Below are 24,713 nucleotides of genomic sequence, written 5' to 3'. Positions count from 1 at the left end.
TTTAATTCTATTATTGAAATGATACGTTAACACCAAATAACAGCGTGCGCGTTTTAGGATAGAAATTATTATAATCTATACCCGGCGCGATGCCTCCCTGATTGATCTCAGGATCGATACCTTTATACCCGGTAATTGTGGCCAGGTTATTTCCTGAAACATACACACGTATGTTGTTTACATATTTTACCACATTTTTGAAGTTATAACCAAGTGTAGCATTATCTAAACGAACATATGAACCACTTTCAATGTAGCGGTCTGAATAATAGGAGTTTTTGGTATCGGATATTTTATCGCCCCCTGCGCTAACCAAAATATTATTGGTAGTAGCACCCGCGGTATAAGATAGATCGGCACGGGTAGCATTGAAAATTTTGTTACCCAGGGTACCTCTTAAAAAGATATTTAGATCAAAATTATGATACCTGAAAGTATTGTTCCATCCTAATATTACTTTAGGCTGCGGGCTTCCTAAATAAAAATAATCTGTTCCTATTGAAGGCGAAGTAGTTGTTGTGCCATCTTTTTTATAAAACAGCGAGGCACCGTTAGCATCTTTACCGGCATATTTCAGTGAAAAGAACTCTCCTACCGGATATCCTACTTTAAGAATTTGCAATGTAGCGTTGGTTTGTCCCGGGCCTTCGGGGTCAGAATAACGGATTGAATCGCCATTTGCGTAAGGGTTTTTCAAACTCGTTATCTTATTTTTATTAAAGGTTACGGTTGCACTGCTCGACCAGCTGAATTTTTGCGTTGAAATCGGTGTGGCATTCAAACTAACCTCGATACCCTTGTTATTGATACTGCCTCCATTTGCCCATATCTGGCCGCCTGGTACAAGCGAAGATGATACTGCATATTTGTACAGCATGTTGGTAGTATTTTTATCATACACCTCAACTGAGCCTGAAACTTTATTATGAAGAATGGAAAAATCGAGACCAATGTTTTTCGTAGCAGTACGCTCCCACTTCAAATCAGGATTAGTGCCCTGTGCAGGGGCATACGCCGCAGCCTGTACCCCATTATTGTAGTAAGTGCCACTGATTCCGTAATACAGCTGTGATGTGTAAGCGCCAATACCAAATGAATTACCGGTTATACCATAGCTTGCGCGTAGCTTCAAATCGTCAAACAATGTTTGGTTTTTCATAAAATCTTCTTGTGTTATACGCCATGCCAAACCAACTGAAGGAAAATAACCCCAACGGTTATTAACGCCGAATGTAGAACTGCCATCCCTCCTGATAGACGCCTGCAAAAGATACTTTTCTTTATAATTGTAGTTAACCCTGAAGAAATCGGAGATCATTAATGTTTTGGCGTATGTAAGATCATTCCCCAGGTTTATCCGGTAAGAAGAAATGGCATATGGATTGCCTAAAGTAAGGTTTAAATAGCCTATATTATCAATAGGGAAGTTGGTGCTTGTAGCCTGGAAACCGTCGCCAACAATATTCTGTTGGTATGAGTAACCTAAAACGGCGTTAACAGAATGAAAACCAAATGTTTTATTCCATGATAAAAAGGTTTCCAACGTTTTAGAGGTATTTTCATAAACATTTCTCAAAGCCGACCCGTTTGTTCCGAATATTGACCCTATCAATGTATGCGCGATACCAATACCCGGGTCTGGATTGTTATAAAAGTTCGACGTTGGATATTTGCTGAAGTAACTGCCGTAAAACTCGCCGTGGTTAGCCGTTGTCCTTTGATATGATAGGTTTACATTGTACGTCAAATCAAAAGGTAATTTAACTTCGGTAACAAAACCACCCATCAATACGTGATACTTTGTATTGTCCTGGGCATTATTAACCATTGCAAGCGGGTTAAAATACCCTGTTGTGTTTAAGTTTTCGAAATAAGTACCATCTGCATTAGTAACCGGCGATATAGGCATATGCTTTGCCGCTTGTAATAAAACGATATTTTGCAGCGGCTCGTTATTTGAGTTGCTTTCAGAGTTAGATATGTTGAGGCTAAATTTAACCTTATCACCCAAAGCATACTGATCGACATTTAAACGGCCTATTAAGCGCTCAAGTGAGCTTGCGGTAAGTATACCCTGTTTTTTAAAATAATTCAAGCTTGCGCTGTAAGTATTATGTTCGCCTCCACCACTGAGCGACAGATTGTGGTTTTGTGAGAAAGCGGTAGAGCGTTCAATAGCTTTCATCCAATCGGTATTGGCACCTTTGTCATCATTGGGCGAAAAAGCGTTATTATTGGCAGCAACATATGCCCTTAGCTGATCGGCGTTCATCAGGTCAAGATTATTACTAACCTTTTCGGTCCCTACATACCCACTGTAAGTTACCTGCGACTGGCCTTTTTTACCGCGGCGTGTAGTAACCATAATTACGCCGTTGGCAGCCCTGTTACCATAAATTGCCGTTGCGGCAGCATCTTTCAACACATCAACAGTAACAATATCATTAGGCGCGATGCCGGCAATATCACCGCCAGGTATTCCGTCTATCACGTAGTAAGGTGCGCCGGGGCTATTAATTGTAGAGGCTCCACGCAATACCACCGCCGCAGGCTTATTTGGGTCGCCGCTGGCGCTGATATTCAAGCCAGCTACTTTTCCCTGCAGCAATTGGCCCACATCGGCAATGGCTCCTCTATTAAGGTCTTCGGATTTAACAGTACTTACGGCGCTTGAAAGTGCCTTTCGTGTGCTGGTACCATAGCCTACTACAACTATCTCCTTTAAAGATGTGTTATCCTCGGCCAGTTGTACTTTATAGTGCTTTTCACCGGTGATAGTCACTTCCTGGGCTTTATAGCCAATTGATGTAATTAACAGTACATCTCCGGCATTTGCGGCGATACTGAATGTTCCGTTAGTTGTTGTTGCTACGGCTTTTTGGGTCCCTTTTACCTTAACGGTAGCCCCCGGGATATTAAGCCCTTTGCTATCAGTTACCAGGCCCGTAACATTGGTGCCTTGTTGAGCAAAAGTGTTGTGCAAATTTAAAGTCAATGACAATAAAAGCAACAACAAAGCCTTGCACGTGCCTTTGCTGCGTTTTAGGTTAAATCTCATGATTTTTGTAAATTTTTGTTCATATAAATTGGTTTGTTGGTTTAAAACATTGGTGTTTGCGGCAAAAAAAAGGTGGCGACGGGTCAATACCATCCACTTCCATCTTGAGGATAAGCTTCATAATTAAATAGTTATTAGTAAAACAAAAAGGTTATTTATAGTTAATTGGTTATGGTGGTAATTTGATATTACCATCATAAAAGTGAATATTTTATTTGTTAGATTTTTTATTTACGATAAGAATATTTACGTAAACGATTACGTACTATTGTGTTTTGTACAATTATTACACCTATTTAACTTTCTCAGACTCTATTGATAAATTACCTGTTTTTATTGCCATTTAGTTTTATAAAGCCTAATTCATCATCTAATTACATGGAGCATTCGGTCGATTACGATATTCAATAAAAAGTGTATATTATACATTTATAATTTTGCTTTACGCTTTTCATTACTATATTTATAATCTAATATTATGTTTCGCCTTCTTATTATTCTATACTTTAATTGGCACCCCAACGCCCGAATAATCCGATAACCCCTCGCTCTATTTTTTTTTAAATCCTTGATTTTATGCAGTTAAGAGAAATAGCAATCTCAGATTATTGACAAACCGATCTAAATCTGTATCTTTGCAACACAAACCTGATACCTTCGTATCGGGTTTCGTTATAAATGAGAGCCTATACTAACGCGAAAGTAGCTCAGTTGGTAGAGCACGACCTTGCCAAGGTCGGGGTCGCGAGTTCGAATCTCGTCTTTCGCTCAAAAGCCCTCTGTAAAAAGAGGGGCTTTTTTTGCGCCGAGATCGCGCGGTTTCAAGGGCAAAATATAAGATCAAACCTAATGTTTTTCACCGCCCGGTAACATCTTCAGATTTTTTATAAGAACTAATCCGCGGAGTTTTCCTTATGCATTCCGCTTAACAAAGGATAACACGGATCAAGCGCAAAAAGGAGCAAAACAATGTGTTAATAAAATTGGGACTGTATTAACAACAGATCTTTTATTTACCCAGCGCGGCATCAAAATCAATAAAAAGGCTGTCTTTACCTTCGGTATTATAAACTCCGCCTGATATAATGCTTTGCCCGGTTATGCCCGGATTGTTCCCATGCCCCAGCGGCCACGAGCCTTTTGTATCGGCCACGCCGATGCCTGCGTATGAAGCAGCTTTAATTGCAAAATCGGTACAGTTGTTTTTAGATAGATGATATTCAAGCCCATCGTAGCTTTTGGTGAGCAGCAAAATTTTATCAAACCTTTTTTTGGAGATAAACTTACCCATCACTTCGTCCCAGTTATGCCCGTTATCGTTTTTAAACGTGCCCGAGCAGGAAGGATCAAGGGGCGTTGCCGAAAACAGGTTGTCTTTTTGAGGATAAAATCCAAACGATATGGAAACCGAGGTTGAATCGGTATTGTATTTTATAAGGGTAATAAAAGTATGGCCGGTATTAACTATCTTAAAAATCCGTGGTTTACCGGGTACCGGCTGTTTCACATGAAATAACAGCGCATAGGCAACCGCCTTTTTGCCATCGTTAAAAGTGTTTACAATACGCTGGTAAGTAACAGCCTTACTTTTCTCTTCGGCTTTATCATTTATTGCCAAAGGTTTTGGATCGTTCACAAATAACGAATCGTCTTTTGAACTAATTGCCAGGTAACGTGTGCTAAGGCCCGAATCAACACTCAATGTATCTGCCGATACCGAATCAGCCAACGGTCTTATTTGCAAGGTTGGTGATTTTGGTTCTTTTTTATACTGCATAGTTTTAAAAAAACATTTCATGGCCAGCGGATACATACGCAACCGGGCAAATACATTGGCCAGTTTGTAGTATATCTTAACCCTCGACCTGTTATAATTTACTTCGTTACTCCCGGTCGAAAACTCTTTCAAATAGCCCATCAGCGCCTTGCGCTCCTGACGGCTGCTTAAATGTGTTTCCATATTCTCCAGGAAATTAACATTGCCTTCGGCCGGTACGCGTGTTTTATTTACTATTACCGATGCTTTGTTAGCATCGTAATCGGTTATAACATCTGCAGATGTATCTGCCCGTATTGGTTTATAATGCACCGCGGCCGATAACTGGGCATGCAGGGGTATACTATATAAAAGATAACCTATAATGGTAAACGCTTTAAAACATTGCGCTATGCGGTGGCTATTCATGAAAAGGAGCTTAGATGGATATTGTATTAACGTAATTTATTGGTAAACGGTATATGCGGCTTGCTTACCTGCAACAACAATAGTTGCTGCTACAACCTGAAAAATTAAAACATGTGGGTGTGTTTTTCATATCCGATACAAACGTAATAACATTTTAAATAGTCTACAAATTTAGTAGAGTATTTATTTAACTTGCGGAGTTTTTTGGCTTTGGTTTTAAAATGACAATTACAGGATGAAAAAATATGCTTTAGTAACCGGCGCAAGTAAAGGTATTGGCAAGTCGATAGCCTGGCTATTGGCACAAAAAGGTTATAATTTATTGCTTGTTGCCCGCTCGGAGGCCGAATTAAATGTTTTATCCGTAGCTATCACATCAGCCTGTCACGTTGATGTGCACTATTACGCGGCCGATTTATCAAACGCGGGCGCGGCAGCAGATATAGCTGCCTGGTTTACCGGCTTATCTATACCACTATCTATACTGGTTAATAATGCGGGCTACGGCCAATGGGGTAACTTTGATGAACTGCCATTACCAGGTCAAATGGCCATGATGAGGGTTAATATAGATGCCGTTGTCGAATTATCGCATTATTTTATCCCGTTTTTAAAATTACAGCAACAAGCTTATATACTTAACGTAAGCAGCACCACAGCCTACCAGGCTGTGCCTACTATGGCTATTTATGCGGCTGCCAAAGTATTTGTTTTATCATTTAGCAGGGCCTTGCGCTATGAATTAAAGAACACTTCCGTACATGTAAGTTGCCTGTGCCCGGGCCCTACTGATACCAACTTTGTGCACCGTGCGGGCATGGATGCCATAGCAGAACTGGCAGCCAAATTTAACATGAGTCCTGATGATGTAGCGGCTATAGGCATCGCCGGTATGTTTGCCAACAAAGCCGAAATTGTGCCCGGCTTTTTAAATAAGCTATCGTCAGCAACGGCCAGGCACAGCCCCAAACGCCTTATTGAGCGTATAACGGCCGGTTTATATAAGCGATAAAAATATTTTCAGGAAAATTTGTTTGATTAAACAATTTATCTACATTTGCATAGTCTATAAAATACATAGACATTATATACATTGAACAAAACACAACATATATTCTTTGCATCCCCCATGCGAATGCCCTTTGCAAAAAGGGTGATGTGTAGCTGTTGTTGTTAATTATCACCGGCCCAAGGCTCCCCCATTTAAAAGTTGCGTAGCGCTTTTATCCATTTTCAACATTAATTATCTATTATTTTAACTACCCATTTTATGGCAGCGGTATATCAAAAATTCACCTTAGGCACAACAATTACGGCCGAACAACAAGCTTTTTTTAACCAGCATGGTTTCATTCATTTTACCAATTTTATTAAGCCCGAAACCGTGGCCGATATCATCAAGGCATCTGAACAGGTACAGCAGCAATGGATAGATAATAAAGTAGAAAAGATAAACGGCGTCCCTGTTAAATATGGCAAGGATTTGGATGGCTCGCCAATTGTACAACGCTTCGCGTTCATTAACCAACACCATGCCGTACTCAATGAATTTACCAACGACCCAAGATTCCAGGTATTGTTAAACCTTATTGGCGATGGTGCAAGGCTGGGCACCGAGGAAAAAGACGGGATGGTTTTTAATCATTACGTTAACGGCCCCGAAAGCAGCTTTACCAAAATGGGCTGGCACACGGATGGCTTGCGCGATATATTTCACGGACAGCGTTTAAACCCTATGCTAAATGTAGGTATCCACCTGAGCACATTAAAAGCCGAAAACGGAGGATTGCGCATTTTGCCCGGCACCCACAGGCAAAACCTTTACCAGATGCTTTTCCGTAAAAAGTATTTCCTGGATCATGATACTGATGAAAATGAGGTAGCAATTACACCAAATGCCGGCGACCTGACCATACACGATGGCCGCTTATGGCACCGTGTGGCACAATCAACCATAACCGGCGAGGCAAGCAGGCGCAGGGTAATATACATACCCATCATCGCGGGCAAATTCGAACCAAAAAAAGCTGATAGCCCTACCGCGTTTTATCAGCGCTTTGCAGGAATTGTTAAATAAATTAAATTATGCTGATAGCCTTACTCACCGGTTACCTTATCCGTACAGGAAAAATAACCGTATTTAAAAACTTCATTAACAACAAGGTGCTTGCTAAAGTTTATGTACGTAGTACCATCAACTAAAAGCAAACACCCTGAGTTATTTAATCCTGCTGTTTTTTAAAGCTCCCTTACCCAGATATTGCGATAGCTGATAGGCTCGCTTTTATCGCCATGGGCTTGTAGCTTAATAGGCTCGGCACCATGCTTGCGGTATTCGGGCTGACCGATGTAAGGGGTATCTCCTTTCAGGATAGTATTGTTTTGTACAAGCACTCCATTATGCAAAACCGTAGCGCGGGCTGCCGATTTTAAGGTACCATCCTCATTAAACCGCGGGGCTGTCCAAATTACATCGTAATATTGCCATTCGCCGGGTTTGCGGCAGGCATTTACCAAAGGCGGCGATTGTTTGTACATACTGCCGGCCTGGCCGTTTACATAGGTTGGGTTTTTATAATTGTCCAACACCTGCAACTCGTAACCACCTGCGCCCCAGGGCAAAGCCGCCAGGAAAATACCGCTGTTACCACGTGCCTGGCTGGTGCCGGTAATGTTGGATGGGATGCGGTACTCAATATGCAATTGAAAATCCATGAATTTTCTTTTTGTGCGGATATCGCCTACGCTTTTATCAACCGTGATGATTTTATCAGCAACTGTCCATTTGTGGGTGGAGGTAGAGTCATTAAGGGCAACCCACTCGTCCAGGTTTTTACCGTCAAACAAAACAATGGCATCAGATGGTGCTTCGCCCATTTTTTGGCCGGGTGTTACTACAGATGGTACCGGTGTCCAGTATTCGGTATCCTCTGGTTTTCCTTTTTGCTGCGCATTTGCAGCTATTGCCGAAGCAGCTAATAAAGCTGATAATATGATAACATTTTTCATTTTAAACTATTGATGATCTGTTTTAATAAATTATTTAGCCAGTGATTTAATCCAGAGCGCAATTTTCCGGGCCTCTTCTTTAGGCACCTGCGGCATAGGCGGCATCGGTGTCGAATAATCGGGCCAGTGCTCCGGTTTGGGGTTGTGAATCAGTTGTACCAATTCGTTCACGCTGTACTTCTTTTTGGCCACATCAACATACGCCGGACCAACCTGGCGCTTATTGGCGTTATGGCATGATAAACAGGTGTTTTTTAGTAACAGCGGTTTTACCTCGTCATACGTAGGTACCACGTTGGCCATAGCCAATGTCTTTGCACCGGCACCTTTAGCTAAAGCCCCCTTTTTAGCATCTGCTGTTGCCGCAGTTTTTGCCATTTTAGCCGAATTTATGGTACTTACCCCCACCATCGAAAGCTTTTGCCCTTCGGGGATGTTGTTGAGGGTGTAATAAGCCGTTGGATGGACAAGGTTAAAATAATTCTCCTTATCGCGCATGCCATCCAATGTAATGGTGTGGATGTAATACCGGCGCAGGTTATTTACAATCAATCTGGCCTTCATGCCATCTTCCGATACCTTAACCCCAACGATAGGGCATTTTTCGGTATTCACCGGCGGACTGCCGTAAACCGCCTGGTATTTGTAGATGTAGCTTTCTACCGAGTATGAAGCAATATCCTCCGCTACTTTTTTATCAACAGGTTTGGTAAATTCAATCTCGAAACCATCGGGCATGGCGCGGATGGCGCGCATCTCAAACGGTACTTTATTGTTCCATACCAAACGTTGCAGGCCCATGGTAGCCTCACCTGCTGATCCCCAGCCTCGGTTGGTTTCGCCGGCGGCTAAGGAACCATCAGGTAACCAGGCCAGCCGCACAATGCCCGATTGAAAGCCGCTGCGGAATGCCCATGCTGCTCCCTGGTACTGGCCGTTAACTTTTTCTAAAAAGATCCTGTCGACCATGCTCTGGCCCTGGTCGCAAACCAACAACTGGCCGGCAAAGGGGCCAAAGGCATCTTCGGGGATCTTTACTATTTCGGAATTGGAAATGCCTAAAATGCCATGTGGTAACCAAACGGTTGGCAACGTCAACTCGGGAATTTCTTTTTTAACCTCAAATTCAGTCCTGAATTTTTCGTTTACGATATCCTGTGGCTTAAAAGGCTGGCCGTCTTTATCAAATTCAATGCGTGGGTTGTTTTTGGCAAAGAACTGCTCGGGCGTTAATTTTAAAGGTGAATTTGGCAAATTAGTCCACACCAGGCTGGAGGGGTGGCCCATGAAAGCGCCTTTTTCTATCTTCATGATACTGCCCGATCCTACCCAGTCGCCCTGGTTATCGGAGTACCACAGTTCGCCATCAATCATACTGATACCGCAGGGCGAGCGGAAGCCCGCGGCCCATGGGGTAACGGTACCATCTTCCTTGATATTTAAAGCCCAGCCACGGTAAGGCACAAAGCTTTTGGGGTGCCACCAATCCGGCGGGAAGCCGAGGTTAAGCGTAACAAAGAAAGAGCCATCGGGTGCCAGTTTTGGCCCGAAGCTGTATTCGTGGTAATTGCCCGATAATGGCCAGGCGTAAATAGTTTCAAATACATCGGCCTTGCCATCCATGTTGGTATCCTGCAGTTTGGTTAACTCGCCGCGTTGTACTACGTATAAAGCGCCATCTTTCCAGGCCGCGCCCAAAACCTCGTGCAGGCCCGATGCGAATTTCCTGAAATAGGGATGCTGGCCGGTGGGGTTCTCCACCATAAAAATATCGCCCCTGCGGGTAGTTACCGCCAAAGTGCCATTAGGCAGGGTGCATAAACCGCCAACTTCCAGTATAGTACCTTCGGGAGCAGGCACTTTCATGATCTTGAAAAAATCATCCTCCTTAGGCGATTCGGCTTGGGCGAACGTGTATTGCGTATTACATAACAGCGCGCCAACTATCAGTGTAGTAAATAAGCCGGCCCTGTTTATCATTTGTTTTAATGTGTATTTCATGATGACGGCTGCTTAAAAGATAATTGAATAGGTTAATTTTCCTTTGATGGGAATAATGAGCTCTTGCTTACCGCCCGCATCCCTTAGGATGGGTTTGGCCCCTGCGGCATCTTCAATTTTGATATAATATGATTTGTCATCAATGATATAAGTACCGTTACCCAGATCCTCGATGTTGCTGCCGGTAGCCAGGTGCGCAAACAAGCCATCAGCGGGATTTTGCAAAGTAATTTCGCGGTGGATGCCGTGGCCTCCTTCTATAACGGTGCTGGCATCATTTACCGTCGATCCGTAGATGATGTATCTGAACGTTGGCCTGTCATCCGCATTTAAAACATATCCTTTAGGGCGGTATCCTGTTCCTGTAGTATCCGCCGCCCAGGCAACCTGTGCATTGGCCAGTTTTTCTATCCCCGGTACCGGCTTGCCCAGGTATTGTACCGAACCTGCTACGCGCGATGAACCATCGCCCCTATCGTGCCACATGGGGGTGGCATCTAAAAAGCCGCCGCGCCATATCTGTACTATCATCCCTTTATCCAGGTCGTAAGTGTAATGTACCTGTTCGGCACTGCCCACATTTACGCCATGCGTAACGCGGATGCCTCCAGGCAGGTCAGAAAAACTGCGCAAAATGGTGTTGGACGTGGCATTAATAAGGATAGGGTCGACCGGGTCGTTATTACTTACGTTGGCATCAGTAAGCAGATATTCGCGGATGCCGGGACCCGAAACGGTTAAGCCTAAAGCAGGCTTGGCCCAATCGGCAGTTTTGGAATAATACAGATCAAAAGCCTGATCGCCGGGCTGCAATTGAATTTTGCCATCGCCGCGGTTATTGGCCGACGCTATGGCATCATTGCCGCCTATCTTTAAGGAACCTTTACCTCCCGGCACACTTAGTTTAAAAGTATACTGCCCGGCCTCGGCAATCTTTATGGTTCCTGTGTAGTGGATCACAAAATCGTTAGTTAGTTTACCTACGTTTGATGATAATATGGTCGAATTTCCCTCGGCAACTGCCTTAACATTGGCGTTATTTACTGCGGTGGCTGCACCTTTATAAACCGCATATTTTAGGTTAGCTAAAACAGGCGGCGCTTTATCAAAACTGGTAATGCTGATATTCCGGAAAGCTACTGCGCCATGATCGCCCTGGATGCGCAGCGGGCCGGTGGTTGTTTCTTTACTGTCCATCGCGCCGCGGGTTGGGCCTGCCAGTTCTGCATTATCCTGTATCAAAACACCGTTTAACCAAACGTAAATGACTTTGGCGTTCGCGATTTTTTTACCCTGTGCATCAAAACGTGGTGCCTGGAACGAGATACGCATGTGCTGCCATAAGCCGGGCGCCCTGCTGGCATTTTGCCTTGGCGCGTGGCCATCATAGCCCTGCTGGCCATCGGGCTTGCTATCGTCCCAACGTTCATAAATACCGCCGTTGTCGCCCGATTGGGGACTAATTTTACCCCAGCTATCCAGCAGCTGAATTTCGTACCGGCCCTGTAAATAGATGCCCGAGTTTGAGCCTTTGGCCATCATATAATCCAGCTCCAGGTCCATATCGCCGTAGGAGGCTTTGGTATAAAGGTCTTTCGCACCCTGTTTGCCGGGCAGGTTAACCAATATGCCGGTACCATCTTTAGTGGTTAAAACTTCGTCTTTATCCAGGTCGGATTGTGCACCGGCCGCCAGTTTCCAGTTTGAGGATGGCTCCTGGAAAGCCGAAAGATCGGTTAGGGGCACTGTGCTTTGTGCCATCAATTGATGGCAACCCAACAGGCAGCCCAACAACATAACCAGCTTTTTACCGCCAAGGGTTATAGGAGGATACTTGATACAATACATTTTATTTAAATTATAATTTGGTTTATGTGGCATAAGATGATTAAGCCTTATACCCGTGCAATTTAATAAATTATACAATCGATTGCGGAATTATTTGAATAACTTGTTTGATACAAATTAAGTAATGCATACATATCTTTTTCCGATTTCTAAAAACATTAAAAACCGTTGTCATACGAACGAGGTACGAGGAGAAATCCTATACACTTTGCATCACGATAGGCCCTCGGAATGCAAGGCGTATAAGATTTCTCACCCTTTCCCCGCACTTCTCCACCCTTCAAGGGATTCGAAATGACAATGGGTGTTATTTGAAAACTCTGTTAGCTGATGCCCCCACTATTTCATCACCCTCCTATTCCCCTTATCATCAAAAACAACCACACTCTTTATCCCATCATCAACCTGTATAAACCTTGCGGATTGCGACAGGAACGAACTGCCATAGTAAAATTCCTGCCTGGTTACCCTGCCATCGTTATATTTAATGATGGCATATGCATCACGCTCCTGCACCGCTATGGTTTTAACCTTTTTATTTTGTTTAAAAACTTTCAGGCTATCCCTGTTCTGGCTGGCAGCTAAAAGCACATGGTTATTTTTATCGCGTAACTGCACCAAGGCTTTGCCGTTGCCGGGAATGTAAATGCCGCTTTGCAAAATACTCATTGGCTTAAAGCCGCCTTTGCCATCGCCTTTCAACATCAAACCATTCAGGGCATCATAGCGACCTACGGATGCATCGCTGCCATAATCGTTGCCATTCATGATAACATCCAGGTTGCCATCGCTATCAAAATCGCCGGTTTGCATACCGTTGAGGACGGATACCTGGGCCTCTATTGGTAGCGGTATCAGCGTAAATTTGCCGCCTCCATCGTTGCGCAGGTAACATGATTTAAGCAGGTTGGCTTTAAGCCTTAAAGCACCGTTTAGCTGCTCGGGCGTAAGCATATCCTGCAGGGTGGCGGTGGCAAATGATTTGTAGTTGGTATATTTCTTTTTCAGACTGATCATTTGTTTCAGCTGGTCTTCCCTCCCGTGCAACGGAAACTCTTTCTTTTCGCCATTTACATCCGGGAAAAACACGGATGGGATGGTGCTGTATCCGCTGCCGTCAAAGTTTTTTGCGGTGATGTAAATCGGATATTGGTCGCTGGCCTGCAACAGGCTGTTTTGGCCAAGATTGCCAACTATGTAATCGGTACGACCGGTATGCCTGAAATCGCCGCCGGTAATGGTGTTCCACATGCCCAATTTGTCGGCAACGCCCGATTTAGCGGTGATGTTCACAAATTTACCATGGTCATTTTTCAGGAAAGTAATGGGCATCCATTCGCCGGCCATGACCAGGTCGGGCCAGCCATCGTTGTCAAAGTCGGTAAATAAGGCATCGCAGATGAGGCCCGCATTTTTTAATGCTGGGGCAACCTGCGCAGTAACATCGGTAAATTTAATGTGCCCATCGTGGCTGTCGTTTCTTAAAATAATGCTTGATACGGGCTGTGGGTATTTCCAGGGCTCAACCCTGCCTGATACAAACAGGTCAAGTTTGCCATCTTTATTATAATCGCAGGCGCGTACGCACAGTTTGCTCGTAAAGTTTGTGGGCAAAGCATCGGTCGCCAAGGTAAAGTTACCCTTCCCATCGTTTAAATAAAGCCTGTCCTGGTATTCGGGGCTGTTGGCTGCCGTTTCGTACCCGGCGCCGGCCGCGTATAAATCCAGCTTGCCATCGCCATTGGCGTCAAACAAAAGCAAGCCTCCGTCTTTGTATTTACCCTGGCCTTGTGCCGGATTATTTTTAACCAGATCGCGCTGGATGAATTTGCCATTGGCCTGTTGCAAAAATACCTGCGCCGGAAAGTTGGAGTTGCCGCCGATCACCACATCGTCTAACCCGTTATTATCTACATCACCAACGGCCAAAGCCGGGCAGTATTCTGATAGTTTATGGGGTAACAGTTTTTGAATATTAAAGTCGATAAAGGTGGCATCCTTGCTTACATAACCTATTCCAAGAGAGTCTGTAACCTCTTTAAACAGCGATTTGGTATAAAACTTAGGCAGCGTGGATAAATAATTATCCTTGGCATCGGCTATGTTTACGGTGATCTTTTGATCAGTCTTTACATCGCGTAATACTTGTTTTTTGCCACCCGGCCATTTTATAACTAACGAATCTACCTTGCTAATAGTCCCTAAACCAAAATGAGCTATGGCTTGCACTGATGACAAGTATCCCCGGTAAGGGTCGTGTTCATAAACCTGGTGTTTACCTTTGTCATAAAAAATTTCGGCCAGTGCACCAAGGCCGTTGATGTTATTTTTGTCGCCTTTAAAGGCTATCTGCAGGTAGTGGCTACTATCCAATTTGGTTTTATCGTCCCTTGAAGTGTTGCGGTATACCGATGCTTCATCGTTGATATTGTTCACCACCATATCCATAGTGCCATCATTATCCAGGTCGACGTAAACTGCACCGTTTGAAAACGACGGTGTGTTAAGTCCCCAGCTTTTGCTTACATCATGAAAAGTAAGATCGCCGTTGTTTTGAAAAGCATAATTGGGGATCTTGATCTGGGGGATTTGCTCCAGCACTTTTTTCTTCGGCACGGCTGCGTAGGCCTGGCTGCGGTAAGTCATAAAATCACGGTCGGATACATCCTTGGGGAAACCGTTGGTTACAATTACATCGCGGAAGCCATCGTTATTAAAATCGGTTACCAGGGGTGTCCAACTCCAGTCGGTTTGGGATAGGCCACTCATGAAACCTACTTCGCTGAATGCCGGGCTGCCAATGGTTCCGTTTTGGCCCAAACGCGGCCCCTGGTTAACCTGCAGTGTGTTGCGTACGTATTGATACTGCGTTTTAAACATATCAAAAAGCTGGAAGGTTTGATAGCTGTTGGCGCCCAGGATCATTTTTTTACGATAATTATCCTCGGGGTTCATGTCCAGCTCTATCACATCGGCCAGGCCATCGTTGTTAATATCCACAATATCCTGCCCCATAGCGTTGTAGGATGTATGTTTAAAATACTCTTTGGACCGATCTGTAAATGTACCATCGTGGTTGTTGATATACAGGATATTGCTGGATACAAAATCATCAGATACATAAATATCTTTCCAGCCGTCGCCGTTAATATCAATCGTTGTGGCTGCATGGCCAAAGCCATCTAAATTGATGCCGGCCTGTGCCGATACATTATGAAAAACGGCATGGTGCAGTTTTTCGTCCCAATCGTTACGGTACAACTGCCCCGTACTGCTATTGCTGGTACGGGTGGCTTTGCCAAAAACGTTGGGGTAATAGGCCGATGACGCGGTATTAACCGTGAGGTACATATCCAGGTCGCCATCGTTATCGTAATCAAAAAAGCTGGCCATGGTCGATTGCTTGGTCAGCTCCAAACCATAGGCTTTTGCCTCATCTTTAAAATGAGGGATGCCATCCTTATCAAGCCCCTGGTTAATGTATAAAATATTTTTACGGCGCAGCGAATCGGGGTATATAGTATTACATACGTAAATATCCATCAGGCCATCGTTATTTATATCAACAACTGCAACGCCCCTGCCCCAGCGGCCCATGCCATTTACGCCTGCCACATCGGTAATGTCCTCGAATTTAAAATCGCCTTTATTCAGATAAAGCCGGTTTGACACCAGGTTGCCGGTAAAGTACAGGTCCTGTAAGCCATCGTTATTAAAATCGCCTACGCCAACGCCGCCACCGTTGTAAATATTGGTGAGATCGATGGGGTTAATGGTATCGGTTTCGACAATCTGGTTATTAAAATGAATGCCCGAATGCGACGAAGAAATTTGCTGAAACAACGTATGCTTTTTACAGGAAAACAAGCATATCGACAATAAAAGCAGCACCGGGAAATGGATCTTATTCATATGGGGGATATTCAATTATTTGTTAACAAATGCCATTATCTTTTTAACCTCCTTCGGATATATGGCTATATGATGGGTGTGCACAAAAAACCTTACAGGCGGGGCCTTATCGGCAGTTTGCACAGATATTACATTGGTAGTTAATTCGGGCATGTGGCAGCTGATGCACTTATCTTTAAGCACACCGACGCTCAGCTTATCTGTCATTTTGCAATAAACATGATTGGGCTTGTTATGGCAGCTGAGGCATTTTTGGGTATACAAAACATCGTTGCCGCGCGTATTCTGGTGCGTATCGTGGCAGGTTGCGCAATCCATGGTACTGTTCATGTAGCACTTGCTGCTTTGTAATAGCTGCAACTGCTTGCCATGCACATCTAAATGGCTGGTATCCAACGTGCGCTGAAATTCGGGAAGTTTATATTTGGCAAAGGTATCGCCGGGCATAAAGCCAAATGTTGTTTTTAACAATGCCGTATGGATACCTGAGTGGCATACCGCACACATGTCCATCCTTTGCTCCCTGCTTAAATTTGCGTAGCGGGCTATAAATTTTGCCGTTTTAACACCGGGATTGTTAGCCTGAAAATCGACGTGCTGTGCACCGGGACCGTGGCAGCGTTCGCAATCAATACCATATACCATGGTGCTTTTATCAAATTGCTCATCGCGGCTTAACTGCTGGTTTTCCTGGGGCAGCTCATCAACATATGATACATGGCATTCCAGGCAACGCTTACCTATCGACCTGAAGTTGACAAAATTAAATTGATAGCCTGGACTGGTTGACCATTGCTCCTGTTTATTATAATAAGATAATGGCAGCTGGTAAAGCTGGTTGTTTTTCCAGTATAAATAGCTTTCGCCTTTTACCCCGCCAAAAACAATATCAAAACGGTTGCTTTGCTTAACCTTGCCATCCTGGTAAAGGGTTTGGTATAAGCCGCTATCGCGTTTCTCCATCACTATTTTTTGGTTTTGGCTGATGTTAAACACGTTAAAGCCTGCCGCAAAACTGCCGTGCACCGTATTTGCCGATGCGGGTAAGGACGCCATAAAGTGTGCGGTGTGCAGGTACGAATCATAAAGCTTACCATGACATTTGGCACAGGCTTTTGAACCAGCGTATAACGGGCCGCGGGGATCGACATAGGCATTATTACCCCTAAACTGGAAGTAGATAACTACCAATAGGATAATTAATATGCTTGTTACTATTAGTGTTTTCTTCATGATAGCTTACCGACATGTATAGCCGATAGAATATTTCACAGATGACTGGTGCTTAACCATGACGTTTATTAAATGCTGGTTTGAACGCTGGCCACCGACTCACCCCGGCAACGCTGCGCTGGCCGACCCTCTCTTCGGCTGCGCCGCAAAGAGGGTTTAAATATTTTTTTCTTTATTTTCTTTTTTCCTTTCTCGCCCCTCTATGCGACGCAGTCGGAGAGAGGGGCAGACGGGCGCAGCCTCGTCGGGGTGAGTCGTCGCCGCTTGGCTACGTCATGCCTTCCGCTCTTCTCAGAATTTAAAAAGGCTTTCTCCCGAAGGAGAAAGCCAAAACAAGGAAACCAATTATATAACTAAACTTATTTCATTTTAATTTATATAACCCTTTATTAATAACCTGGGTTTTGTTTCAGGTTAGGGTTAAGCCCTATAGCGGTTTGCGGTATAGGCAATATGTCGTGGTTTGCAGGTAACGATGTGCGCCAAACGCCATGCAGTTTTCCATCAGCAGTTGGGCCGTAAGGATAAGGCTGCGGGGTTACTGTAGCATCGGTACCGTAGTTTTTTTGAATAAATGTGGCAGCCACACCAGGACCTGCCCTACGTAATAAGTAAAATAATGAATACTCGCCGGTTAATTCGTGCCTGTACTCGCTTAATACCATTTGCAATGGGTCGGTTATAGGTGTAGTTGGTTTACCATCATAAGTAAGCCCATCCTGCATAACTGCCGGTGCCGAACCACCAAAAGCCCTGTCTCTAACCAATTTCAAATCGGCCATGGCACCAGGAATATCACCGGTACGCACTTTACACTCGGCCCTTGACAACAAAACTTCGGCATACCGCATCAGGATTTGGTTTTGTGAACCAAATATAGTTGATGAACCGTTGGCACCTGTAAGGTTTGGATCGCGCCATTTTTTTGCGCAATAGTAACCAGACCGGGTAAGGTCATCGCCATACCATGGCTGCCTTAAGGCACCGCAGGTATTAATAATGTTGCCGTCATCGCCAACAAATGATCCATATTTTTGAGCCGAGTTATCTTTTGTTCCGTTTTTGAAACCGTCAATAACCACCTGGTAACCTTTTATACCACCCCATTTGGCAATAATGCCTGGGCTGATGTTTTGATCGCCGGGACCAATGATAGTTGCATTTTTACGTAAATCGCCTGTTTGGTATGAGTATTCTAAACCGGGGTTACCATAATCGTAACCAAAACCGCTTAACTCATGTGGCCAGCTAAAGTCATCTATCCAGGCAACTTCGCCACCATTTTGCCAGCCGCCATCCCAGCTTTGTGAGCCCTGGATATCGAACTGAATTTCAAATAACGATTCGTCGTTATTTTGATTGCTAAATTCATGTACATCAATAAATTTTGGCAATAAATGGTAATTGGCTGTCAATTCAGTATTGTTAAACGCGGCCAAAGCTTCAGCATATTTACCTAACCACATTTGCGCCGAACCTTCGTATGCATACGCGGCGCCTTTAGTTGCGCGGCCTTTTTCAGTTGCCGGTAATACCGTTTTTGATTGCAGCAGGGTTTCAGCCTGTTTCATATCGGCTACAACCTGCGCAAATACTTCGGCTTGCGTATTTCTTGGCGTTAACCCATTTGTGGATGCTTTTAACTCCAAGGGCACACCGCCAAAGCTACCTGCCAGGTAATAATAGCTCATGCCCCGTAAAAAGTAGGCTTCGCCTAATAAGCGGTTACCCAATTCGGCGGTTACTACACCTTTTGTTTTTGCAGTAGCAATAATCTCTAACGCAGAGTTTGCCCTGATGATGTCAAAATAAGCATTTTGCCAAAAGGTATACAATGCGCCAAAAGTCGGACTGATGGTATAGTTGTTCCAGGCAATATCACCACCATCATTAAACCAATCATGCGTTGTAAAATTGGCATAGTACCAGATTGATTTTTTCAGCAAATCGCTGTTTTGGTAACCATCATAAATACTGTTTACCAACGCTACTACATCCTGCGATTTTTCGAAGGTTGCATCGGCGTTTGATGCTGTAGTATTGGTTTGTGTTAAGAAATTCTTTTTACAGCTGAGCGGGATCAGCATAGCCCCACACAAGGCCGCTATAGTGAAATATTTTTTATTGATTTTCATATCATTAATTTTTTTGTCCTTGGTTAGAATACTACGTTTAAGCCGATAGTGTAAAACCTTGATGATGGATAAGTACCATTGTCAACTCCGTTTTGGGTTGGGTTGGCGTTTTGAGCACCAATTTCGGGATCAAGACCTGTGTATTTGGTAATGGTGAACAGGTTTTGTGACGAAACATATACCCTGATTTTTGATAAGGTAAGTTTCTTTACCAAATCCTGTGGTAATGAGTATCCAACAGTAACGGTTTTCAGTTTCAGGAAACTACCGTTTTCAACCCAGGCGCTTGATGGTAACAGGTTACCATAATCGGTATCATCATAATGTACTGCAGCATAACGGTTTGACGGACGTGAAGGAGTCCAGTAGTTATTGTAATACTGTGTGCTCACGTTTTCGATACTTACCGATCCTCTTTGCGCAAAGCTTTCCAGGTTACTTTCCTGGTAGTTCAGGATCTTGTTGCCGTAAACTCCGTAGAAGTAAGCGTTAAAATCCCATGCTTTGTACGAACCGCCAAGGTTAAACCCGCCAAAAAACTTAGGCTGCGGGCTGCCCAGGGCTACCCTGTCATCAGCAGTTACTTTACCACTGCCATCAACATCGGCATATAACCTATCGCCTACACCTGTAGTTGCTTTGTAGTAAAAATCGTTGCCTTTAGCCTGTGCTGCTGTATTTAAAGTATTTAACTGGGCCTGGCTTTGGATAATACCAATTGCTTTATAGCCGTAAAACTCGCCAACCGGCTGGCCAATGTAAGTACGGGTAAATTCTGTCCAGCCATCACCTGTTAAACCAAGACCGCCAAAGTTTGAAATGGCATTGGTACCTGAATATAAACTGGTAAGCTTGTTTTTAATGAACGACAGGGTTAAACCTAAATCGATATGCAAATCGCTGTTTACCGCATGGTTATAGTTTAATGCAAACTCCCAGCCTTTATTTACCATCGAACCTACGTTTGAAGGTAAAGATGTATAACCTGTTTGGGGTGATGCTGCAATGTTTAACAGGAAGTCTTTTGATCTTCTGTTAAAATAATCAACAGTAAGGCTCAATTCGCCATTTAAAAACGACGCGTCCATACCGATATCGGTCACGTAGTCAGTTTCCCACCTGATGTTATCATTTTCTGGCTGGATTGAAGCCACACCTGCCTGGTAAGTTCCGTTTGAGCCACCTACTTTACCAAATGCATAACCAAGGTTACCACTGGCGGTTGCAGAAGCGCCTGCAGAATATAACGATTGGTAGGTAAAGTCGCCGATGCCATGCTGGTTACCCAACTCGCCATAGCTTCCTCTGAATTTTAAACCCGAAAGCCAGTTAACGTTTGTAAGAAAAGATTCCTTTTTAACATTCCAGTTTACAGCACCTGAATAAAAAGTACCATACTGATGGCCTGGTGCAAACTGCGATGAACCATCTCTTCTAACCGTACCTGTTAAATAATACTTGCTTCCGTAATTGTATGCCAACCTTGCAAATTGCGAAGCGTAAGAACGTTTTACTTCGCCGTTATTAACAACGCCGTTGGTATTAGCATCCAATATAAGGTTGGTACCCTGGCTTAAGCTTTTAATAGTGTTGTTTGGCGGCGTAACACTACCACCTAAACTGTTGTAATCGCTTTCCTGTTCAGATACACCTGCTACAAAATTGATGGTATGTGAACCGAACGTTTTATCGTATGACAGGTAATTTTCCCACAACCAGTCGAACGTGCTGTTGATATGCTGCGAATATAAAGCTGTACCCGATGCACCTGCAGCAGCGCCATACTGATCAATTTTACGGCTATCTGAAGGCTGGAAGTAAGAACCGTTGTAGCCAGTATAAGTGATACCGCCGTTGGTTTTAAATTTAAGGCCGTCAAAAATAGTGGCTTCTAATGATGAGTTAACCAAAAAGTAGTTGTTTATATTTTTATACTTATTGGTCTCAATTGAGTAGATAGGGTTGTTATTTTTGGCCACATAAGTGTAAATAGGGTTAAAAAAACCGTAATTACCATTAGCGTCTTTTATCTGGCTGGTTAATTTATTACCGCCATCAAGTGTTGGTGGCAACTGGTTGATATTACCTAAATTACCGGTACCGAATGGGTTATTTAAATTTTGGTAAGAGTATTTGGCACTGGTTGCAGATTTAAGCCATTTTTTTGGCTGATAATCTAAATTTGTACCTACAGTGATCCTTTTAAAGTAAGAGCCCAGTACAATCCCTTTTTGATCATAATAACCGATAGATGTTGATGATTGTACTTTTTCGTTACCACCACGGATAGCCAAATCATAGTTTTGGGTTAAACCGTTACGGTAAATGGCATTTTGCCAATCGGCATTGGTTAACGACGATGGGCTGGCCCAGTTGGCTAAAGTTGTAAAGTGTTTGTTAGGATCATTTGCTGCTACATCGTTGGCCAGGGTGGCAAACTGCTGCGCGTTTAACAAATCGTACTGCTTAGGCTTGCTTTGAAACGCGTTGTAAGCGTTAAACTCAACCTGCGCGCCACCATCTTTTTTTCCTTTTTTGGTGGTTACCATAACCACGCCGTTAGCTGCCCGAACACCATAAATAGCTGTTGCCGAAGCATCTTTCAGTACATCTATAGATGCAATATCGCTTGGGTTAATGTTATTGATACCACCTGCATTTATAGGATAACCGTCTACCACATATAACGGTGTGTTACCGCCACTGGCCAGGCTACCTGTACCACGTATTAATACCGTAATGTTACTACCCGGCGAAGCATCATTATTGGTAACCTGTACACCGGCCGCACGGCCTTGCAAAGCCTGGTCTAACGATGTAACGGGTACTTTTGCAATGGTTGCAGCGTTTACAGAACTAATTGCGCCGGTAACATCACTGCGTTTGGCACTACCGTAACCCACAACAACTACCTCATTAAGTGCTTTATTTTCGGGAGATAATTTTACGTTTACTGTTGCATTACCGCCAACTAACGCTTCCTGGCTGGTGTAGCCAATAAAGCTGAATATTAGTGTAGCATTGCTGCCTGCTGTAATTGAATAAGTACCTTCGGTATTGGTACTCGTTACGGCAGTGCCGCCTTTTACTTTAACGGTAACGCCCGGTATTGGCAGCCCGTCATCGGCTCCGGTTACCTTACCGGTAATTTTGCTTTGTGCATATCCAGACATACTTACCAGCATAAGTGCTAAGTTGATCCAGATTAAAGCCACAAACTTTTTGATGTGTAGTTTTCCTCTCATACATTAATTATTAGATTTTGAAAATTGGTTTGCGATCGAAGCGGTTCAGCTTTTTTCATGTCGGCAAAATTTCACCGAACCTTGATACCAAAACTATGCAACACACTCAATCGATTGTACTACTTATGTTTAAATTGATACAACAAATGTTACACACATTTAAAGCAATGATTATCAATTAGATAAACAGAATACTGAGTATTAATGGTCAAAAAAATACCATAAGCATTAAACCGATACAACTTTTGATACAGGTGTTATAGCTGTGTTTTGAGGCAAAACAGCGTTAAAATAGATTGGGAGATAAGTGTAGATTTCCGGGTAGGTCAGAGACCGCATAGCGGGGGGCTAAGCTGCGAGATGTAGAATGACTATTAGAAAAGGCTGTCATGCTGAGTGGTAAAATTTCGTGAAATTCTGGAGGGTTAATGATATCGGTAAAAGGGCTGTCATGGTGAGCCTGTCGAGCCATAGCGGGCAAAGGCCTCTCCGCGCGACCCTTCGACAGGCTGCCATTGACACATTAGGCAGCATTTTGATTTTCAATCAGTTGTAAATTGTGTTTTTTAGCTAATCTTTTCAATGATGCCATTTCTCTCTTCTTTAGTTGCTCTTCATAACGCCTAGTTCCCTCTTCTACGTACGCGGTTCCTTTGGTTAATGTATTGTAGTAGGCTATAGCCAGCTTTCTGGCACCTGCTTTTATGGCTATTCCCGAGTCTTTCCGGCCGCGAAGCTTTCTCATAAAACTTCCGATGGCACTATCTTTACTTTTCAATAGTGATTGAGCACACTGTTTAAAGATTTGTCCGGCAACATTGCAAGGCATACCTCTCACGTTTTTTTTCGTTTTTCCGCTCCGGTGACTTTTTGGCGATAGGCTCGCCCAGTTTACAAAGTTTTTAGCGGTAGCAAAACGACTCATATCCGTTCCTGTTTCGCCAATTAAACGCAATGCTGTGTAGTCATTTATTCCCGGAATACTGGTAAGATCTACGCCGTATAAACGGGCCATGGTAGCATGAAGCCCTTTTATTTTGGGTGCATGGTGACGTATTGGTTTAGCTTTGCCTGCTGCCACTTCTTCTTTGTCTTCACTTAGTTCATCCAGCAAGTGAGCTATTTCCTTATCGATCGTTTTTATTTGTTGCTGATGAATTTCCCAAAGCTTTAGGTTCTGCTCAAGCATAAACAAGTAAGTATCATTATATCGCCCCTCCAAAGCTTTTATTACTTTTTCGCCTTTATACTTTTGGATACGGTCATCACAAAGACTAAGCAAATAAGCAGCATCACGGCTACCCGATAATATGGCCTTGATCATATTGATCCCGCTGGTGCCATGGATCTGGCTAAGGACTTCCGGAAGCTTGATGTTCATCAGTTCCAGGCATTTTTGCATTTTATTAACATAGGTACTGCCCATGCTTATGATATCCAGCCGCTCACGGACTAAGTGACGAAGTTCCATGAATTTGCCTTGTGGAATGAAACTATGACGCAGGATGCCGGCTGCAAATAGCTTTTGGATCCACTGACAGTCCCTTACGTCTGTTTTTCTCCCTTTTGCTTGTTTTGTTTCTTTAGGGTTGACCAGGCATACCAGCATGCCAAGTTCTTCTAATAGAAAGTACAAAGCGATCCAGTATACCCCTGTCGCTTCCATCGCAACCTTTTTTATCCCCTTTTCCCGCAGATATATTGCACAGGCATAATAGCTCGATGTAAAGGTTTCAAAGGTGACCACTTCTTGTCCGTCCGGGGATACAAAAATTTGTTCCGCGCCGATATCAATACCCGCAACGTTTTCATGAACTGTTTCAAAAGTTGTTTCTTTTGCCATAACTTTGCTTTTAAGATCTAATAATTAAGCAACTTATGGCTCAGGAGAGCGATAGATAAAAAAGGCACGCTGCCATACGGGAATGCTGCTGCTAACAGTATCACCAAAATGCTTACGCTATTTCCTGAAGCAAAACTCAGGGGCGGGTAAAAAACACCAGGAGCTAAACTGCTACACTGCCATAAGTTGCTTTTTTACAAAATTCGGGAATAGCTTGTCATCTGCAATGACATTATTTGTGCGC

12 protein-coding genes and 1 tRNA gene are annotated in these 24,713 nt (G+C 43.6%); 3 read left to right on the top strand and 10 right to left on the bottom strand.

Annotation, left to right across the window (positions count from 1 at the left end; all coding sequences use genetic code 11):
• Positions 1-10: 10 nt before the first annotated feature.
• Positions 11-3,058: a SusC/RagA family TonB-linked outer membrane protein gene (locus tag ACFGVS_RS01565; protein WP_439697181.1), complete on the bottom strand. Its 3,048-nt coding sequence runs from the start codon at positions 3,056-3,058 to the stop codon at positions 11-13.
• Positions 3,059-3,754: 696 nt separating this feature from the next.
• Between ACFGVS_RS01565 and ACFGVS_RS01560 the strand changes: the two genes are divergently transcribed.
• Positions 3,755-3,827 (top strand) — tRNA-Gly (locus tag ACFGVS_RS01560).
• A 240-nt stretch (positions 3,828-4,067) separates the two neighbouring features.
• On the opposite strand, the gene ACFGVS_RS01555 is transcribed toward ACFGVS_RS01560, so the two are convergent.
• A complete protein-coding gene (locus tag ACFGVS_RS01555) occupies positions 4,068-5,243 on the bottom strand; it encodes a hypothetical protein (protein ID WP_439697180.1) in 1,176 nt (391 codons plus the stop codon).
• A 235-nt stretch (positions 5,244-5,478) separates the two neighbouring features.
• Here ACFGVS_RS01555 and ACFGVS_RS01550 point away from each other — a divergent pair, with 235 nt between their 5' ends.
• Both ACFGVS_RS01550 and ACFGVS_RS01545 read left to right on the top strand, forming a co-directional pair.
• A complete protein-coding gene (locus ACFGVS_RS01550) occupies positions 5,479-6,255 on the top strand; it encodes an SDR family NAD(P)-dependent oxidoreductase (RefSeq protein ID WP_439697179.1) in 777 nt (258 codons plus the stop codon).
• Between the two features lie 258 nt (positions 6,256-6,513).
• Positions 6,514-7,320 carry a phytanoyl-CoA dioxygenase family protein gene (locus ACFGVS_RS01545; RefSeq protein ID WP_439697178.1) on the top strand — a complete coding sequence of 269 codons (807 nt, stop codon included), beginning with the start codon at positions 6,514-6,516 and terminating at the stop codon, positions 7,318-7,320.
• 161 nt (positions 7,321-7,481) lie between these two features.
• On the opposite strand, the gene ACFGVS_RS01540 is transcribed toward ACFGVS_RS01545, so the two are convergent.
• The 8 genes from ACFGVS_RS01540 to ACFGVS_RS01505 all read right to left on the bottom strand — a co-directional run bounded on the left by ACFGVS_RS01540 (position 7,482) and on the right by ACFGVS_RS01505 (position 24,469).
• Positions 7,482-8,252, bottom strand: coding sequence for a 3-keto-disaccharide hydrolase (locus ACFGVS_RS01540; protein WP_439697177.1), 771 nt, complete (start codon positions 8,250-8,252; stop codon positions 7,482-7,484).
• Between the two features lie 30 nt (positions 8,253-8,282).
• Positions 8,283-10,253 (bottom strand): c-type cytochrome, encoded by a 1,971-nt coding sequence (locus tag ACFGVS_RS01535; RefSeq protein WP_439697176.1) that lies wholly within the window; start codon positions 10,251-10,253, stop codon positions 8,283-8,285.
• Between the two features lie 12 nt (positions 10,254-10,265).
• Positions 10,266-12,101 carry a family 16 glycoside hydrolase gene (locus ACFGVS_RS01530; protein ID WP_439697175.1) on the bottom strand — a complete coding sequence of 612 codons (1,836 nt, stop codon included), beginning with the start codon at positions 12,099-12,101 and terminating at the stop codon, positions 10,266-10,268.
• A gap of 339 nt (positions 12,102-12,440) precedes the next feature.
• Positions 12,441-16,013 carry a VCBS repeat-containing protein gene (locus ACFGVS_RS01525; RefSeq protein WP_439697174.1) on the bottom strand — a complete coding sequence of 1,191 codons (3,573 nt, stop codon included), beginning with the start codon at positions 16,011-16,013 and terminating at the stop codon, positions 12,441-12,443.
• A gap of 15 nt (positions 16,014-16,028) precedes the next feature.
• Positions 16,029-17,246 (bottom strand): multiheme c-type cytochrome, encoded by a 1,218-nt coding sequence (locus tag ACFGVS_RS01520; protein WP_439697173.1) that lies wholly within the window; start codon positions 17,244-17,246, stop codon positions 16,029-16,031.
• 389 nt (positions 17,247-17,635) lie between these two features.
• Positions 17,636-19,381 carry a RagB/SusD family nutrient uptake outer membrane protein gene (locus ACFGVS_RS01515; RefSeq protein WP_439697172.1) on the bottom strand — a complete coding sequence of 582 codons (1,746 nt, stop codon included), beginning with the start codon at positions 19,379-19,381 and terminating at the stop codon, positions 17,636-17,638.
• 23 nt (positions 19,382-19,404) lie between these two features.
• Positions 19,405-22,626 (bottom strand): SusC/RagA family TonB-linked outer membrane protein, encoded by a 3,222-nt coding sequence (locus tag ACFGVS_RS01510; RefSeq protein WP_439697171.1) that lies wholly within the window; start codon positions 22,624-22,626, stop codon positions 19,405-19,407.
• A gap of 523 nt (positions 22,627-23,149) precedes the next feature.
• On the bottom strand, positions 23,150-24,469 hold the full coding sequence (locus ACFGVS_RS01505) for an IS110 family transposase (RefSeq protein WP_439697170.1): 1,320 nt from the start codon (positions 24,467-24,469) through the stop codon (positions 23,150-23,152).
• Positions 24,470-24,713 lie beyond the last annotated feature (244 nt).

The organism is Mucilaginibacter sediminis (assembly GCF_051903035.1).
In the GTDB taxonomy this organism is placed as follows: Bacteria; Bacteroidota; Bacteroidia; order Sphingobacteriales; family Sphingobacteriaceae; genus Mucilaginibacter.
The sequence above is the reverse complement of the archived record's forward strand: the minus strand, read 5'-3'. Positions and strand labels throughout refer to the sequence as shown.

Excerpts from the sequence above, each read along its gene's own strand:
- ACFGVS_RS01545 (WP_439697178.1), top strand. The coding sequence starts at position 6,514 with ATGGCAGCGGTATATCAAAAATTCACCTTAGGCACAACAATTACGGCC.
- ACFGVS_RS01510 (WP_439697171.1), bottom strand. The coding sequence starts at position 22,626 with ATGAGAGGAAAACTACACATCAAAAAGTTTGTGGCTTTAATCTGGATC.
- ACFGVS_RS01525 (WP_439697174.1), bottom strand. The coding sequence starts at position 16,013 with ATGAATAAGATCCATTTCCCGGTGCTGCTTTTATTGTCGATATGCTTG.
- ACFGVS_RS01520 (WP_439697173.1), bottom strand. The coding sequence starts at position 17,246 with ATGAAGAAAACACTAATAGTAACAAGCATATTAATTATCCTATTGGTA.
- ACFGVS_RS01550 (WP_439697179.1), top strand. The coding sequence starts at position 5,479 with ATGAAAAAATATGCTTTAGTAACCGGCGCAAGTAAAGGTATTGGCAAG.
- ACFGVS_RS01515 (WP_439697172.1), bottom strand. The coding sequence starts at position 19,381 with ATGAAAATCAATAAAAAATATTTCACTATAGCGGCCTTGTGTGGGGCT.
- ACFGVS_RS01540 (WP_439697177.1), bottom strand. The coding sequence starts at position 8,252 with ATGAAAAATGTTATCATATTATCAGCTTTATTAGCTGCTTCGGCAATA.
- ACFGVS_RS01565 (WP_439697181.1), bottom strand. The coding sequence starts at position 3,058 with ATGAGATTTAACCTAAAACGCAGCAAAGGCACGTGCAAGGCTTTGTTG.
- ACFGVS_RS01535 (WP_439697176.1), bottom strand. The coding sequence starts at position 10,253 with ATGAAATACACATTAAAACAAATGATAAACAGGGCCGGCTTATTTACT.
- ACFGVS_RS01530 (WP_439697175.1), bottom strand. The coding sequence starts at position 12,101 with ATGTATTGTATCAAGTATCCTCCTATAACCCTTGGCGGTAAAAAGCTG.
- ACFGVS_RS01505 (WP_439697170.1), bottom strand. The coding sequence starts at position 24,469 with ATGGCAAAAGAAACAACTTTTGAAACAGTTCATGAAAACGTTGCGGGT.
- ACFGVS_RS01555 (WP_439697180.1), bottom strand. The coding sequence starts at position 5,243 with ATGAATAGCCACCGCATAGCGCAATGTTTTAAAGCGTTTACCATTATA.